13 protein-coding genes are annotated in these 16,290 nt (G+C 31.7%); 2 read left to right on the forward strand and 11 right to left on the reverse strand.

The annotated features are described in order from the left end of the window. Positions 1–344: 344 nt before the first annotated feature. The 6 genes from N4A68_12660 to N4A68_12685 form a co-directional block, all read right to left on the reverse strand. Positions 345–926, reverse strand: a complete 582-nt coding sequence (locus N4A68_12660) for a uracil-DNA glycosylase (protein ID MCT4565147.1) — start codon at positions 924–926, stop codon at positions 345–347. Between the two features lie 232 nt (positions 927–1,158). Continuing rightward, positions 1,159–1,863, reverse strand: a complete 705-nt coding sequence (locus N4A68_12665) for an ABC transporter ATP-binding protein (GenBank protein MCT4565148.1) — start codon at positions 1,861–1,863, stop codon at positions 1,159–1,161. After that, positions 1,863–2,594, reverse strand: coding sequence for an ABC transporter ATP-binding protein (locus tag N4A68_12670; protein ID MCT4565149.1), 732 nt, complete (start codon positions 2,592–2,594; stop codon positions 1,863–1,865). Before N4A68_12670 ends, N4A68_12665 begins: the two co-directional genes overlap by 1 nt. Before the next feature lie 77 nt (positions 2,595–2,671). Then, entirely contained in the window at positions 2,672–3,733 is a 1,062-nt protein-coding gene (locus tag N4A68_12675) for a branched-chain amino acid ABC transporter permease (GenBank protein ID MCT4565150.1), read from the reverse strand. A 3-nt stretch (positions 3,734–3,736) separates the two neighbouring features. After that, positions 3,737–4,630 (reverse strand): branched-chain amino acid ABC transporter permease, encoded by an 894-nt coding sequence (locus N4A68_12680; protein MCT4565151.1) that lies wholly within the window; start codon positions 4,628–4,630, stop codon positions 3,737–3,739. 193 nt (positions 4,631–4,823) lie between these two features. Beyond that, entirely contained in the window at positions 4,824–6,008 is a 1,185-nt protein-coding gene (locus N4A68_12685) for an ABC transporter substrate-binding protein (GenBank protein ID MCT4565152.1), read from the reverse strand. A gap of 695 nt (positions 6,009–6,703) precedes the next feature. On the opposite strand from N4A68_12685, the gene trpS reads away from it, so the two are divergent. After that, positions 6,704–7,687: a tryptophan--tRNA ligase gene (gene trpS, locus N4A68_12690; protein ID MCT4565153.1), complete on the forward strand. Its 984-nt coding sequence runs from the start codon at positions 6,704–6,706 to the stop codon at positions 7,685–7,687. Between the two features lie 46 nt (positions 7,688–7,733). On the opposite strand, the gene N4A68_12695 is transcribed toward trpS, so the two are convergent. From N4A68_12695 to N4A68_12705, 3 genes are all read right to left on the reverse strand, one after another. Then, positions 7,734–8,531, reverse strand: coding sequence for a SigB/SigF/SigG family RNA polymerase sigma factor (locus N4A68_12695; GenBank protein ID MCT4565154.1), 798 nt, complete (start codon positions 8,529–8,531; stop codon positions 7,734–7,736). Between the two features lie 14 nt (positions 8,532–8,545). After that, complete coding sequence (locus N4A68_12700) at positions 8,546–9,001, reverse strand: ATP-binding protein (protein MCT4565155.1); 456 nt, start codon at positions 8,999–9,001, stop codon at positions 8,546–8,548. Between the two features lie 129 nt (positions 9,002–9,130). Continuing rightward, entirely contained in the window at positions 9,131–9,445 is a 315-nt protein-coding gene (locus N4A68_12705; GenBank protein ID MCT4565156.1) for an STAS domain-containing protein, read from the reverse strand. A gap of 499 nt (positions 9,446–9,944) precedes the next feature. Here N4A68_12705 and N4A68_12710 point away from each other — a divergent pair, with 499 nt between their 5' ends. Further along, positions 9,945–11,606, forward strand: a complete 1,662-nt coding sequence (locus N4A68_12710) for a hypothetical protein (GenBank protein ID MCT4565157.1) — start codon at positions 9,945–9,947, stop codon at positions 11,604–11,606. A 247-nt stretch (positions 11,607–11,853) separates the two neighbouring features. Here N4A68_12710 and gyrA read toward each other — a convergent pair whose 3' ends face one another. After that, positions 11,854–14,289, reverse strand: a complete 2,436-nt coding sequence (gyrA, locus tag N4A68_12715) for a DNA gyrase subunit A (protein MCT4565158.1) — start codon at positions 14,287–14,289, stop codon at positions 11,854–11,856. A gap of 14 nt (positions 14,290–14,303) precedes the next feature. Beyond that, entirely contained in the window at positions 14,304–16,217 is a 1,914-nt protein-coding gene (gyrB, locus tag N4A68_12720) for a DNA topoisomerase (ATP-hydrolyzing) subunit B (protein MCT4565159.1), read from the reverse strand. Between the last annotated feature and the right edge of the window lie 73 nt (positions 16,218–16,290).

Genomic DNA, 16,290 nt, shown 5'->3' on the forward strand with positions numbered 1-16,290 from the left:
TGTTAAGCACGCCGCCAGCGTTCATCCTGAGCCAGGATCAAACTCTTAAAATAAAACTGGCGTTTCTTTATAGTTTGAATTGATTATCAAACTAAGGTTTAATTCCTTACACTGTTTAGTTTTCAATGTCCAAAGTTTTATTTTTTTCGCCGGTCAACACCGACTTTTTAATCTTATCACACAGGCTTGATATTGTCAAGTCTTTTTTTAAATTTAGTTTTTAAAATTTAGTTTTTTGTTCTTTTCGCTTTTTTTCAGCGACAAGGAATATATTATCATACTAAATATGGTTTGTCAAATATTTTTTGTATTTTTTATATATAGTTATAAATCTGTTATGGATACTAAAGACTTATTGCATTACTTTTAATATACTCTTTAAGTTTATAAAGATCCTGTATATAAACCTCCTTAAGTTTTCTATTGTATATAACTGCAGCTGGGTGATATAAAGAAAAAATAGTTTTTTCTTCTACTTTAATTACTTGACCATGAACTTCGCTCACTTTAATATCTTTATTTTGGGTTAAAGTCTTTAAAGGTACATTTCCTAAAGTAACTATCAATGTTGGTTCAATCATATTAAGTTCTTCAATCAAAAACTTACAATATTTCTCTATTTCTTTTTTATTAGGAGGTCTATTAACTTTTCTGCTTGTTTTTTTATTGATCCGGTATGGTCTTATTTTAACAACATTAGTAATATATATATCTTCTCTATTTAGCTCTACAGTATTTAAAAATTCATCTAGATTTTTTCCTGCCTGACCTACAAAGGGTCTTTTAAGTTCCACCTCTTTAGAACCTGGAGCCTCTCCCACTAGAACTATATTAGCATTAAGGTTACCCTCTCCAAAAACTGCTGTTTCTTCACTCTCATCTAAACAAGATTTCTTAATTTGTTGATATTCTTTTTCTTTTTGCATCTAGTTCACCTCTTAGTAATTTAGGTACTTCTCATTATAAAGATTTCAGTCAAAACTTTAATTTATACACATCAAAGCTCCCCAGAAACATAGGATATTTCCATATGTATAAATTAAGATTCAACCTTAACTCTCTATATTATACAATTTTCCTTATAAAATTAAAAATATTTATAAAGAACCCATAAAACATTTATGTTTTATGGGTTAATTTAAATTGTTTTAATTACTTTTATTCTCCTAAATATGCTTTTTGAACCTCATTGTTATTAAGAAGGTCTTTTCCATTACCTTGAAGAACTATAGAACCCGTTTCCAATACATATCCATAATGGGCGACCTCTAAAGCTGCCTTTGCATTTTGTTCTATTAATAATATGGTAACACCTTTTTTATGGATTTCCTTTATTATTTCAAATATTTCCTTTACTATAAGTGGTGCTAACCCCAGGGAGGGTTCATCCATCATCAGTAGCTTAGGTTTTGTCATAAGGGCTCTTCCTACTGCAAGCATCTGCTGCTCACCACCGGACATAGTTCCAGCTTTTTGCCATATTCTTTCCTTTAATCTTGGAAAAAGCTCATAGACCCAATTCATATCCTTTTTTATTTCGTCCTTATTTTTTCTGATATATGCGCCGAGGATTAAATTTTCTTCAACTGTAAGGTTTGGGAAAATCCTTCTACCCTCCGGTACCATAACTAATCCATTTGAAACCATATCTTTAGTTTTCTTATTTGTAATCTCATTCCCCCCATATAGTATGCTTCCACTGGAACTTTTGACAAGTCCAATAATACTTCTAAGGGTTGTGCTTTTTCCTGCACCATTAGCACCTATTAAAGTAACTATTTTATTTTCAGAAACATCAATATTTATTCCTTTTAAAGCATGTATTCCTCCATAATGTACATTCAAATCTTTAATTTTTAACATTATTCCACCCCTAAATAGGCTTCTATAACCTTTGGATTATTTTGTATCTCAGTAGGTGTTCCCTCTGCTATCATCATTCCATGATCTAGTACATAAATTCTCTCACATACGCCCATAACAACCTGCATATGATGTTCAATCATCAATATTGTAAGATCAAATCTGTCTCTGATTTCTCTAATAAACTCCATGAGTTCCATAGATTCCTGGGGATTCATTCCTGCTGCTGGTTCATCTAGTATAAGAAGCTTAGGATCTGTAGCAAGTGCCCTTGCTATTTCAAGTCGCCTTTGTTTTCCATATGGCAGTGATGAAGATACCTCATCCATGAGATTATCAAGTCCTACTGCCTCTAATAATGCAATAGATTTTTCTTTTATTTTTCTTTCCTTTTTTCTATAGTCTGGGGTCTTTATTATTGCGGAAAATAAATTTGAATCAAGTCTCATATGATTTGCAATCAATACATTGTCTAGTACTGAAAGTTCCTTAAAAAGCCTAATGTTTTGAAAGGTTCTAGCAATGCCTAACTTCGTTATTTCATGGGTTTTAATACCCGTAATATCCTTACTTTTAAAATATATTCTACCTTCTGTTGGAGTATATACCCCTGTTATCATGTTAAAGCATGTAGTCTTTCCTGCTCCATTAGGACCTATAAGTCCAATGATTTCATTTTTATCTATGTTCATATTAAACTCAGAAACAGCTGTAATTCCTCCAAATCGCATAGTTATTTTATCTGTCTTTAAAACAGTCACGTTTTCACTTCCTTTTGATTAAGGTGATTTAATAGTTATAGCTTTTTTTATAATTTAGCCTTCTTCTTTTTATTTAGTATTAGATCCCAGCTAAATTCATTGGTTCCCATAAGACCTCTTTGGTAGAAAAGTATAACCAGCATAAGAAGTGCCGAAAATACAACCATACGCATTCCTGGTATACCTTTTATAATATACCCACCTATTTGTATGTCTGCATCAAGTACCCTTAATACTTCCATAGATATGGTAACCACTATAGCAGAAATTACACTGCCTGTGATACTTCCAATACCTCCAAGTACAACGATAAGAACTATATTAAAGGTTAATAGAAATCTAAACATCATTGGATCTATGGTACCTATTAAATGTCCTAATAAGGCTCCTCCAACACCTGCAAAAAATGAGCCTATAATAAATGCAATCATTTTATGCTTGAAAAGATTTATTCCCATAGCTTTAGCTGCTATTTCATCTTCTCTTATTGCTTTAAAAGCCTTTCCATAGCTACTATTTATAAGAAGAACCATAAATATAATAGTGAATAATGCAATCCCCCAAGTCCATATTACAGCCTCCCATGACTCACCGGTTATTCCTATATTCGGTAGCCCTTTTATGCCAAGGGGGCCATTTGTTATACTTTGTGTATTTGTAAATACAACCCTTATTATTTCACCGAAGCCAAGTGTTGCTATGGCTAAGTAATCATCTTTAAGTCTAAGTATAGGAGCCCCAATTAAAGCTCCAGCTATAGCCGCCATAATACCAGAAACTATTAAAGCAACTGGAAACTGATTTAATGGGAATGGAACATTTTGGAGCCAGGGAACAATAGGCTCTAAAAAGAAATTTAATTCCTTTGTTTCGCCGGACATAGTAAGTAATGCACAGGTATAGGCCCCTACTGCCATGAATCCCGCATGGCCTAAAGAAAACAATCCGACAAAACCATTTATTAGATTAAGGCTTAATGCCAATATTACATAAATACCACACATATTAAAAATTCTCATTTCATATGATCCAAGTATTACATTAAACACAAATAATAGTACTATAAATGCTATTATTGAAATTAGTGTCAAAATATTTTTCTTTTTCATATTCTAAACCTTCTCCACTGTATTTTGTCCCATTAAACCTGAAGGTTTAACTAGCAGTATTATTATTAAAAGGACAAATGCAAAGGCATCTCTATATCCTGATAATGCCGATGAAAAAGCAACTATCATAATTTCACCTAGTCCTAAAATAAATCCTCCTATAACGGCCCCACGTATATTACCTATACCTCCAATAACTGCAGCTATAAAGCATTTAAGTCCTGGCATAAGCCCCATTAAGGGTATGAGCTGGGGGTATTTCATTCCCCACATAATACCTCCTATTGCCGCAAGTGCTGACCCTGTTCCAAAGGTAAATGCTATTATGGAGTTGACATCTATTCCCATAAGTCTTGCTGCTTCATAATCCTTTGAAACAGCCCTCATAGCCATACCCACCTTTGTATGATTTACTATATATACTAATACATATAATGCTATTGCAGTCATAACAGGTATTATAAGTGATACGCTAACAATAGAAATCTCACCAAATTTTAGTATTTTTGAAAAAATAGGTGCTATAGGAAAAGCCTTTGGTCTTCCTCCAAATATAACTATGGCAAGATTCTCTATAAGAAAGGATGCACCTATAGCCGATATCATTACAGATATTCTAGGAGAATTTCTAAGGGGTCTATAGGCCGACCTTTCTAAAACAATACCAAATATACATGTTAAAATAATTGCTATAAGGAATGATGCCCACCAAGGAAGCATAAATGATGTCATTGCATAGAAGGCTATATATGTTCCTAGCATAAAAACATCACCATGGGCAAAGTTAATTAATCTCAAGATACCATATACCATTGTATAACCTATGGCTAAAAGTGCGTATAAACTGCCAAGGGAAATCCCGTTGACTAAATGCTGTAAAAAAGTACTAAAACTCATTTTTTTTCCCCCATATCTTATTTTGTATAAGATTTACTGTTTTATAGAGAATTTAGAACAAACCTCTTAAGAAGCTTTTTTCTCCTCTTAATTTAACAATAGCAATGTAGACTTCCCAAATGGAAGTCTACATTGATTATCGTTAAAGCTTACATTACCAAATCTATATATTTAAAGATTTCTGCTATACTATTTATTTTTTCATTGGATCAACAGTTGTAAGGTAAGTAAATTTACCATCCTTAACGGTCTTAATAACTGCTGATTTAATGGCATCACCATTTTCATCTAGTGTAACAACCCCAGCGGCACCTGGGAAATCTTTAGTTTCTGCAAGAGCCTCCCTTATAGCTGAAGGGTCTGTACTATTAGATTTCTCAATTGCATCCAAGGCCAATAAATATGCATCAAATGCTAGTGCTGTAACTGCCGCAGGTTCTTTATCGTATTTTGCTTTATATGCTTCTAGGAATTTTGTTGTATTATCAGTAAGTTTTGCATTTGCATCAAAGAAGGTTGAGAATACAACTCCTTCTGCGGCCTCACCAGCTATTTCTATAAATTCTGGTGTTTCCCATGTATCCCCACCTAATATTGGAAGCTCAAGTCCTAGCTCTTTGGCTTGCTTTGTAACAAGTGCCGATTCAGTAAAGTTTCCCGGTGCAAATATAACATCAGCTCCTGATTCCTTAATGCTTGTTAATTGAGCAGTAAAGTCTTGATCTCCTGTATTATAGAAAGCTTCATAAACTACTGCATTTTCATCACCCGTCAACTCCTTAAATGTATCTTCAAAAAACTTAGCTAATCCAACGGCATAATCATTAGTCTTCTCTATGATGAAAGCAACTTTTTTAGCGCCAACCTGATTGTATGCATAGTTTGCCATAACATTTCCTTGGAAAGGATCTATGAAACATACCCTAAAGTAATGATCATTTCCTTTAGTAACCAATGGATTGGTACAAGATGTTCCTATAGCAGCTACTTTTCTATCCGATTTCTTTATAACTTCACCGGCTGAAATCGAAAAACCACTTCCCCAACTACCAATTATTAATGATACTTTTTCTTGGTCTATCAATTTTGTTGCAGCATTGGCAGCTTCAACCTTGTCCGACTTATTATCAACAAATACTAATTTAACTTTTTTTCCTAAAACCTCTGGAAATAGTTCATTTGCTAATTCAATACCTTCCTTTTCTAATGCCCCTCCTGCCGCATTGGCACCTGTTAATGGTTCAAATACACCAATTTTGATTACATCCGCCTCATCAGTCTTTGTTCCATCTGAAACCGTGTCTGCTTTTTGAACACATCCAACTGTGAATGCTGAAACTAATATTACAAGAACTAAAAACAATGATAATTTTTTCATTTTAAAACTCCCTCTCATTTAAAATTTTTTAAATATTATTCTAAAAATAGAACAAGACTTTGGCATAGAAGTTTAAAGATTGGATACTTCGAATACCTTACAAAATTCCATAACTCCTACTTGGCAGAATTGCTTATGCAATTTACTCACCTGTTAATTTTATTTAATAATAATTTTAATTATATATAATAATTTTGTCAACAAAAATGTTTTTATTACATATACAAATGTATTTATATATCAAACATTTTAGAATATTTTTTCCACCTTAATCCCTTTGAAAGCTTCAAATTACAATGGATATATAGAATCTATAAGCTATATATGCTTTTAAAAAAAGTCAAATTTTACTATATTTTTCGAATATGAAAAACTGAACAAGTCAGATTACAAAGTGATTTTGATTATTTTCTAGATCTGCCTTATAATAAAGTGTAGTATAGAGAGGAAATTGCATAACTCTTACTTGGCAGAATTGCATATACGAATATCATCCTATATTTAATTGCTTAAGATATAAGCATATTTGATGGTATAGTTCTTAAGGTTTTTTAACTATATATAGTAGATAGTTTTTGCAGAAGGTAATTATGCAATTTGCTCTAGAGATAATAAGACTTGTATATTATTGTTATTTAATATAATATAAACAGTAAATATTATTATAATTTATGTTTTCTAATGGAGGTGTACCTATGAAAAGAGTTTTTTCTGGTGTCCAACCAACATCTCAAATCCATATAGGAAATTATATAGGTGCTATTAAAAGATTTGTTGAGTTGCAAAACGATATGGACTGTTTCTTTTGTATAGTAGATCTACACTCAGTTACAGTACCTCAAGATCCTAAAGAATTATTTGAAAACTCATTACAACTAGCAGCACTTTATATGGCCGTTGGTTTAGACCCAAATAAGGTTACTTTATTTCTTCAATCCCAAGTTCCTGCTCATTCTGAGCTTGCATGGCTTTTACAATGTAATACATATGTAGGGGAATTAAATAGAATGACACAGTATAAGGAAAAAAGCCAAGGAAAAGAAACAGTAACTACTGGTTTATATACTTATCCTGTTCTTATGGCTGCTGATATCTTGCTTTATGATACAAATTGCGTACCTGTAGGCAACGATCAAAAACAGCATCTTGAATTATGTAGAGATATTGCTATAAGATTTAATAAAAAATATGGAGAAACCTTTATAGTACCAGAACCTTTAATTGCAAAATTTGGAGCAAGAATAATGTCCCTAGATGATCCAACAAAAAAAATGAGTAAAAGTAATGATAATAAACATAGTAAAATAAACCTTCTTGATTCTCCTTCAAAAATTAAAAAAAGTATTATGAAAGCAGTTACAGATAGCGACAGTGAAGTAAGGTATGATATAGAAAATAAACCCGGTGTCAGTAATCTAATGACTATCTATAATATCTTAAGTAAATTATCTTTAGATGAAATTGAAAATAAATATAAGGGACTTGGTTATGGTGCCTTCAAAAAAGATTTAGTTGAAGTTATAGTATCTTATTTAGAACCTATTCAGACAAGATATAAAGATATTCTTGAATCCGGTGAATTAGAAAAGGTGCTTAAAAAAGGTGCAGATAGAGCAAATGAAGTGTCTAACAAGATCTTACATGATGTAAAGAAAAGAATGGGTTTCGTATATTTTTAAAAATGAACTATAAAAAACTTCCATATGATTTATCAATGGAAGTTTTTTATAGTTCATTTAGTTTTTGTAGTTCATTTCTAAATTTCTTAATAAGCTTTTTTTCCATCCTAGAAACAGTCATCTGAGAAACCCCTAGATTAGCCGCCACTTCAACCTGAGTTTTGTTGTTAAAGAATCTTCCATTAACTATTTTTTTCTCAACTTCATTGAAATTTTCCATACATTTTTGTAAAAAATCTCTATTTTCAAGGGATGCAAAACTCTTATCATCCATACCTATAATATCTTTAAGTTGAACTTCTTTATCATCACCACTATTATCATAGCTTACATCAAGGGACTTGGGAGTATAAACATAGCTAGCCTCCATAGCTTCTAGTACGGCTTCCTCTGTAACAGCTAAATATTCAGCTATGTCCTTTACCTTAGGCACTCTTTGTAAACTTTGCTGAAGCTTAACCTTAACGTCATTAACCTTCTTTGACAATTCTTGAATTCTTCTGGGAACTCTTATGGTCCAGCCTTTATCCCGGAAATGCTTTTTTATCTCTCCAATAATAGTTGGTGTTGCAAAGCTTGAAAATTCAAAGCCTCTATCTAGATCAAATCTTTCAATAGCGTAAATCAACCCAATTGATGCAACCTGATAAATATCTTCATAATCAATTCCCCTATTTACATATTTCTTAGATAGTATTTCAGCAATGTAAAGATATCTATTTATAAGTTCATTTCTGATATTTATATCCTTTGTATCTCTATATATAGCAAACAACTCTTTATTATCTAGTTTTTCCAAGGATTCCACCTTATACTCTTGGGCATTATTCATAGCACTTGTCATATATCATCGACCCCTTAATTATAAGCTTCCTCTTCTTCATTCAAAAACTTTATCATTCTTATAATAGTACCTTTTTCCGGTGATGATTCTACTTTCACATTATCCATTAAAGATTTAATAATAAATATCCCAAGACCACTCTCCTTTGGATTACAAATATCGGGTTTAGGGCATCTTTCTACATCAAAACCCTTTCCCTCATCCTTTATATCTATTATAAACTGATTCCCGCTAATAGTAAATTCTACTTTGAAATTATTATCATTATATCCATGTATAACCGCATTATTACAAGCTTCACCTACTGCAACCTTTATATCCTCTATATCCTCTATATCGAAGCCCATTTTGTTTGCTATAACCGATGAGGTCATCCTAACAATACTAACATATTCTGGCTTACTAGGTACTGATATGCATATATTTTCCTTTTTAAAAACTTCACTCTTATTTGCACATTTAGCACTCATAGAAATATTTCACCTTCCTAACTATAGATATCAATCTTTAATCCATAATAAAATCTGTAATGAAAATAGGGTCTTTTGTGTATTTTTTTGTTAATCTGTATATATTAATTTAACTTGTATATCTAAACATTACTCAATGACAAATATTTTATCTAAACCTGTAATTGTTAAAAGCTTAGATATATTGGGCCTTGGGTTAATGATAATAATATTTTTTTCAATACTTTTTAATCTTTTCAATATACCTATTAAAACTCCTAGGCCAGTACTATCAATGTATTGTAATTCTTCACAATTCAGTCTCATATCCGCTTCTTTTTCCTGTAATAGCTTAATTAGAGTCTCCTTTAAGTTATTAGCTGTAGAAATGTCTACTTCACCTATCAAATTAATTTCCCATAGATTTTTTTCACTATCAAAAACCTTATTAATATTTAATGACACAAAAAAAACCTCCTCACAAAAACTATTTTATTTTTACCCAATTTTATATTCTATAAACATTATTAGATAAATAATTTTTACATTTAATATATTTTTAAAAGCCTCAAATCTATACCATCAAATATGCTTATATCTTAAGGAATTAAATCAAGGATGATATTCCCATATTAGGCTTAGCCAAGTAAGAGCTATTCAATTTCCTAAATTATACTTTGTTTTTGCTTTAGGATAATAATATCATAAAATCAAGTTTTATCAAAATATGTTGAACTTTAATCCAAATTAATTAAATTTATTATAAAATTTATTTTTTCCCTATCTTTCCTATATATAGATATTTCAGTCAAAATTTTAGTTTCTACATATCAAAACTCTCCAGAAACATGGGATATTTAAGTATGTATAAATTAAAATTTACTTGGAACTATATATGTATTTCCTGTATAATTTAATCACACTAATTTTCTGAATTGTTTTGAAATATAAAAGGAGGATAAGAATGGTTAAGCTTTTAAAAAACTGGAAGTTCATATTTTTGTTTACTATTATAATTCTTTATTTAGTATATTTTGGTACAGTTTTCAAAACTGAGCTAGAATTACCTTCAAAGGCATGGAGTAGAGATGTATCAATAGCTCAATTGAAATCCAAGAATATAAATGATCTAATGTCTAATCATAATATATTTGTAATACCAATTCAAAATAAAAATTCTTTTATCACTTTTTGGTATCAAGATAGTGCAATTAAATATTCCTTAATAGACAGTAAAGGAACAATTATTTCAAGTACTAAATTAGATATTGATGTTGGTAGCGTAAAAAAAATCAGAGGATTATTAAATGATGGGGTTATGTCATTATATGTATTAGAAGATATTGAGTTGAAAAAATACGACTTTGACCTCAATACAAATCAAATCCTATCAAATACAACCATTACTCATTCAGTTAAAGACTTCATAGTCCATGATGATTTGATCATTTATTCTACTAATAATTCTTTAAATCTTATAGACAAAACAAACCATACAAAGCAAATAGAGAATATTAATGTTGATAGATTTGAAACCATTAAAGATGAAAATGCTCCTTTATATCATATAGCTTTATATGAGAAGACAACCACTGGACAAAACTTTTTAAATTACCTAAGCTACGACCTAAACAAGAAAAATTTAACTAGACAAAGGATTACAAGCCTTGCAAACTCAGTTAAACAATCCTTAGAACGTGTTGACATTGCAATCATAAATGATGAAATAAATATATTAGCATCTATAACAGAAACTAGAACAGGAAGTAATAATTTATATAACTTTAAGTTTAAAAATAATGAGGTTTCGAATTTCTCTAAAAATATGATAAAAATAAATGCAGTGAATCCATATCCAAGGATACTAAAGAACATTAAGGATGAATTAACCTTTGTGGCATCGGTGAATATAACAAAGGGAAAAGATACTGAAACCGTTAATATTGTCAAGTTCACGATCAATGAAACCAATACTGTAATAGATTCAAAGCTATTGACTAAAACAAATTCAATTTCCTTAAATCCATATTTCTTTAATCTAGATAATGATAAATATTTGGTATGGACAGATATAAAGGGAAAATCTAAAAATATTTTATTATCAAGTAGCAGTGATGATATAATTACAGCTTCAAAAAAAATAAAGCTTAGTGAAACCCTTGATATTTTTATGGCTACTATCACGAGTTTAATACCTAGCCTTTTTATCTCTTTGATATCCGTAATGAATATCTTTGTTCCAACCATATTATTTATATTTTTAATTTCTGTAATAAAGCTTAGATGGGTTGAAAACTACTCAAAAAATATTTTTATTATTATTTTTACCCTTCATTCAGTTTTAAAAATACTTTATACTAATAAATTAGTTTTAAAGAATTATGATGTTCATAATTTTTTACCAGTATTTCTCAAAAATCCTTTAATCCTATATTTATTATTGGTAATATTAACTTTGATCTCACTTTATTGTCTAAAAATATTTATATCAAATAGCAAATATAGAAAGCACCTCGTTAAGACATATTGTTTCTTTGCTTTTATAGACCTTACGATCTATACATTTTTAACAATTCCATATATATATTCGTATCTACTTTTTACATATAAAATTAATATACAATAAAAAAAAACTCAAGGTACTTCACTGTACCTTGAGTTTCAGATTGTTGACAAAGTCAACAAGATGGCAGGCTGCCTAATAATTCGAAGTTCGAGGCGTGCTGAAACCGAGAGGCCGTAGCGTATACAGACATACGTAAGGGTTCTTGGTTGAAGCAACAACGAAGAAATTCGGGTTTTTAGGCAGCCTAAAACTCAAGGTCACTTCACTGTACCTTGAGTTTTTTCTGGGAAAAATCACTTTTGAATTACTATTCTTCTTCGATATGTTCCGATAGTTTTGCTATAGAGGCTACACTATCATCTTCTCCGATTCTCATTAGTTTTACTCCCCTGGTACTTCTACCAAATCTAGATATTCCATTTACTTCCAGTCTTATTACAGTACCTGAAGTATTTATAATCATTATTTCATCATTATTATTAACTATTTTTGCTCCTACTAGCTTACCCGTTTTCTTACTCATGCTATATGTTTTTATACCTTTACCGCCTCTTGTTTGTATCCTATATTCATCTAAAGAAGTTCTTTTACCATAACCATTTTCACTTACAACTAATAGGTCAGTACCTTCATCTACTAGTCCCATCTCTACTACATAATCATCCTCATTGAGGTTTATGGCCTTAACTCCCATTGCAGTTCTTCCCATATTTCTTACATCATTTTCACTAAATCTAATGGACATGGCTTTTACGGTTATTAGTATTAATTCTTTTTTTCCATCGGTTAATTTAACACTTATAAGCTCATCTTCACCCTTTAAACTTATGGCAATTAATCCAGCTTTTCTTGAAGTATCAAATTGTGATAATTCACTTTTCTTTATCATACCATTCTTGGTAGACATAACAAGATAACCGTCTTCTGTAAATTCCTTTATTGGAATAACTGCTGTTATCTTTTCATTGGGTTCTAAATACAATAGATTAACTATGTTTGTACCCTTAGCCTGTCTCTTGGCATCGGGAATTTCATAGGCTTTTAATCTATGCATTTTTCCATGATTTGTGAAGAATAATATATAATTGTGGGTAGAAGTAACAAATAAATTTTCAACAAAATCTTCTTCCCTTGTTGAAAGACCTGATATTCCCTTGCCACCCCTTCTTTGACTTGAATATGTTGTGGCGGGTACCCTCTTAATATATCCTAGACGAGTTAAGGTAATAACTACATCTTCTTCATCTATAAGGTCCTCTATATCTATCTCTTCTTCATTAGTAGTTATCTTAGTTCTTCTTTCATCACTATATTTTTCTCTTATTTCTACCAATTCATCTTTAATTATATTCATAAGAAGTCTTTCATTAGCAAGTATTTCTCTAAGCCTTGTTATGGTCATTATCAACTCTTCATATTCTGCATCTATCTTGTCTCTTTCAAGACCTGTAAGCTTTTGAAGTCTCATATCAAGTATTGCACCAGCTTGAATTTCGCTAAGTTCAAAGTTCTTCATTAAGCCTTCCTTAGCCTCTGCCACATTTTTAGAAGCTCTTATTAAGCTTATTATAGCATCTATATTATCAAGTGCTATCTTTAAACCTTCTAAAATATGGGCTCTAGCTTCGGCTTTATTAAGTTCATATTTTGTTCTTCTTGTAATAACCTCTTTTTGATGCTTTAAGTAATAACTTAACATTTCATAAAGGTTTAACACCTTTGGCTGTCCATCTACAAGGGCTATCATATTTATACTAAATGTTGTTTGAAGCTGTGAATGCTTATATAGTTTATTTAAAACTACATTAGCATTAATATCCTTCTTAAGTTCTATAACAACCCTTATACCAGTTCTATCACTTTCATCCCTAAGATCGGTTATACCTTCGATTTTCTTGTTTCTTACTAAATTTGCAATTCCCTCAATCATCTTAGATTTATTTACTTGATAAGGAATTTCTGTAACTATTATGGCACTCTTACCTTTACCTATATCTTCAATCTCAACCTCTGATCTTACTGTTACTCTTCCTTTTCCAGTTCTATAGGCATCCTTTATAGCTTCCTTCCCCATTATTATTGCTCCTGTAGGGAAATCGGGGCCCTTTATAATACTAATGATATCTTCCATATCTACATCGGGGTCATCAATCATTTTAACGGCTGCATCTATAACTTCACCTAAATTATGGGGAGGAATAGATGTGGCCATACCTACTGCTATACCACTTGAACCATTAACAAGCAAATTAGGATATTTACTTGGAAGTACAGTAGGCTCCTTTAGGGTTTCATCAAAGTTTGGCGTATAATCTATGGTGTCCTTATCTATGTCTTTGAGCATTTCCATGGAAAGCTTAGTAAGCTTTGCCTCTGTATATCTCATTGCCGCAGCACCGTCGCCATCAATGGAACCAAAGTTACCATGTCCATTTACAAGCATATATCTTGTAGAAAACTCTTGAGCAAGTCTTACCATGGCATTATATATAGAGCTATCGCCGTGGGGATGGTACTTACCCATGGTATCTCCAACAATACGGGCTGATTTTCTATAGGGCTTTTCTGGAGCTAAGCCTAATTCATCCATTGCATACAATATTCTTCTATGAACTGGTTTGAGTCCATCCCTTACATCTGGAAGGGCTCTACTTACTATTACACTCATGGCATAGTCTATATAGGATTTTTTCATTTCATCTGAAATATCTATTTGTATAATATTTTGTTTATTCTCTTCCACCTATATCCCCTCCTTTATACATCTAAAATACTTACATATTTTGCGTTAGATTCAATAAACTCTCTACGTGGTGCAACCTTATCCCCCATTAATGTTGTAAATATTTCATCGGCTAAAATTGCATCATTAATGTTTACCTTAATTATAGTTCTTTTTTCAGGATCCATAGTTGTATCCCAAAGCTGTTCTGGGTTCATTTCTCCAAGACCCTTATATCTCTGTAGGGTTGTTCCCTTTCTTCCTATTTCAGTTAATAAGTCTTCCAATTCTTTATCTGAATAAACGTAATGCTCAGCTCTACCCTTCTTAACCTTGTAAAGTGGAGGCTGAGCTATATATACATAGCCCTCCTCTATGAGAGGTCTCATATATCTGAAGAAGAAGGTTAAAAGTAGAGTCCTAATATGGGCACCATCTACATCGGCATCGGTCATGATAACTATTTTATGATATCTTAATTTACTTGCATCAAATTCATCACCAATACCACATCCAAAGGCTGTTATCATTGCCCTTATTTCATTAAAGTTCAATATCTTAACTAAGTTCGCCTTTTCCACATTCATTATTTTACCCTTTAATGGTAGAATAGCTTGAATGCTCCTATTTCTTCCTTGCTTAGCAGATCCTCCCGCAGAATCACCCTCGACAATGAATACCTCGCATTTAGAAGGATCCTTTTCTGAGCAATCAGCAAGCTTTCCTGGTAGAGTTAAATTATCAAGAGCCCCTTTTCTTCTTGTAAGCTCCCTTGCTTTTTTAGCTGCTTCTCTAGCCTTAGCGGCCCTTGTACATTTATCAATAATAATCTTAGCATCAGCAGGGTTTTCTTCTAAAAAGAATCCTATGGTTTCTGAAGAAATCGACTCTGAAATACTTCTTATTTCACTATTCCCAAGCTTAGTCTTAGTCTGACCTTCAAACTGTGGCTCAGTCAATTTCACAGAAATTATTGCAGTAATACCTTCCCTTATATCTTCACCTTGAAAATTATTATCCTTTTCCTTTAGCAAACCATTTTTCCTTGCATAATCATTTATTACTCTTGTTAAAGCACTTTTAAAACCACTTAAATGGGTTCCACCCTCATGGGTATTGATATTATTTGCAAAGGTAAATATGTTTTCTGAATATCCATCGGTATATTGAAGGGCTATTTCTATAACCGTTCCATCCTTTTCGCCTTCACTGTATATTACATTAGGGTGTATTTCATTTTTATTTTTATTTAGATGTTTTACAAATTCCTTGATTCCACCCTCATAATAAAACTCTGATTTTTTTTCTTGATTTTCTCTTTTATCTTCTAGAATTATTCTTATTCCTTTATTTAGAAAAGCAAGTTCCCTAAGTCTATGTTCTAGAATTTTAAACTCATATACTGTTTGTTCAAATATTTCCTTATCGGGCTTGAAAATACTTGTAGTTCCAGTTTCCTCTGACTTGCCTACAACCTCAAGCTTAGTTACGGTTTTACCTCTTTCATATCTTTGCTTATATATCTTTCCATCTCTCTTAACTTCTACTTCAAACCACTCTGATAAAGCATTTACAACAGATGCACCAACTCCGTGAAGTCCACCGGAAACCTTATAGCCTCCGCCACCAAATTTTCCACCAGCATGAAGTACAGTATGTATAACTTCTACAGCCGGTTTATGCATTTTAGGATGTAGGTCAACGGGCATACCTCTACCATCATCCGACACACTTATTGAATTATCCTCATTTATGATAATTTTGATATTTTTACAATATCCGGCTAAAGCCTCGTCAACACTATTATCAACTATTTCTTCTACTAAATGATGCAGACCTCTAGGCCCAGTTGTACCGATATACATTCCCGGTCTTTTTCTTACAGCTTCTAGACCTTCAAGAACTTGAATCTGTTCGGCTGTGTATTCCCCATTAATTTTTTCAGCCATTTGTTTCCCTCCTGACTATATATGACACTAAAAATATTTATATTTTGATTTGTAAAATATATGTTTTTTATAA

It is taken from the genome of Maledivibacter sp. (assembly GCA_025210375.1).
Classification (GTDB): Bacteria; Bacillota; Clostridia; order Peptostreptococcales; family Caminicellaceae; genus JAOASB01.

Excerpts from the sequence above, each read along its gene's own strand:
- N4A68_12660 (MCT4565147.1), bottom strand. The coding sequence starts at position 926 with ATGCAAAAAGAAAAAGAATATCAACAAATTAAGAAATCTTGTTTAGAT.
- N4A68_12665 (MCT4565148.1), bottom strand. The coding sequence starts at position 1,863 with ATGTTAAAAATTAAAGATTTGAATGTACATTATGGAGGAATACATGCT.
- N4A68_12670 (MCT4565149.1), bottom strand. The coding sequence starts at position 2,594 with ATGCGATTTGGAGGAATTACAGCTGTTTCTGAGTTTAATATGAACATA.
- N4A68_12675 (MCT4565150.1), bottom strand. The coding sequence starts at position 3,733 with ATGAAAAAGAAAAATATTTTGACACTAATTTCAATAATAGCATTTATA.
- N4A68_12680 (MCT4565151.1), bottom strand. The coding sequence starts at position 4,630 with ATGAGTTTTAGTACTTTTTTACAGCATTTAGTCAACGGGATTTCCCTT.
- N4A68_12685 (MCT4565152.1), bottom strand. The coding sequence starts at position 6,008 with ATGAAAAAATTATCATTGTTTTTAGTTCTTGTAATATTAGTTTCAGCA.
- trpS (MCT4565153.1), top strand. The coding sequence starts at position 6,704 with ATGAAAAGAGTTTTTTCTGGTGTCCAACCAACATCTCAAATCCATATA.
- N4A68_12695 (MCT4565154.1), bottom strand. The coding sequence starts at position 8,531 with ATGACAAGTGCTATGAATAATGCCCAAGAGTATAAGGTGGAATCCTTG.
- N4A68_12700 (MCT4565155.1), bottom strand. The coding sequence starts at position 9,001 with ATGAGTGCTAAATGTGCAAATAAGAGTGAAGTTTTTAAAAAGGAAAAT.
- N4A68_12710 (MCT4565157.1), top strand. The coding sequence starts at position 9,945 with ATGGTTAAGCTTTTAAAAAACTGGAAGTTCATATTTTTGTTTACTATT.
- gyrB (MCT4565159.1), bottom strand. The coding sequence starts at position 16,217 with ATGGCTGAAAAAATTAATGGGGAATACACAGCCGAACAGATTCAAGTT.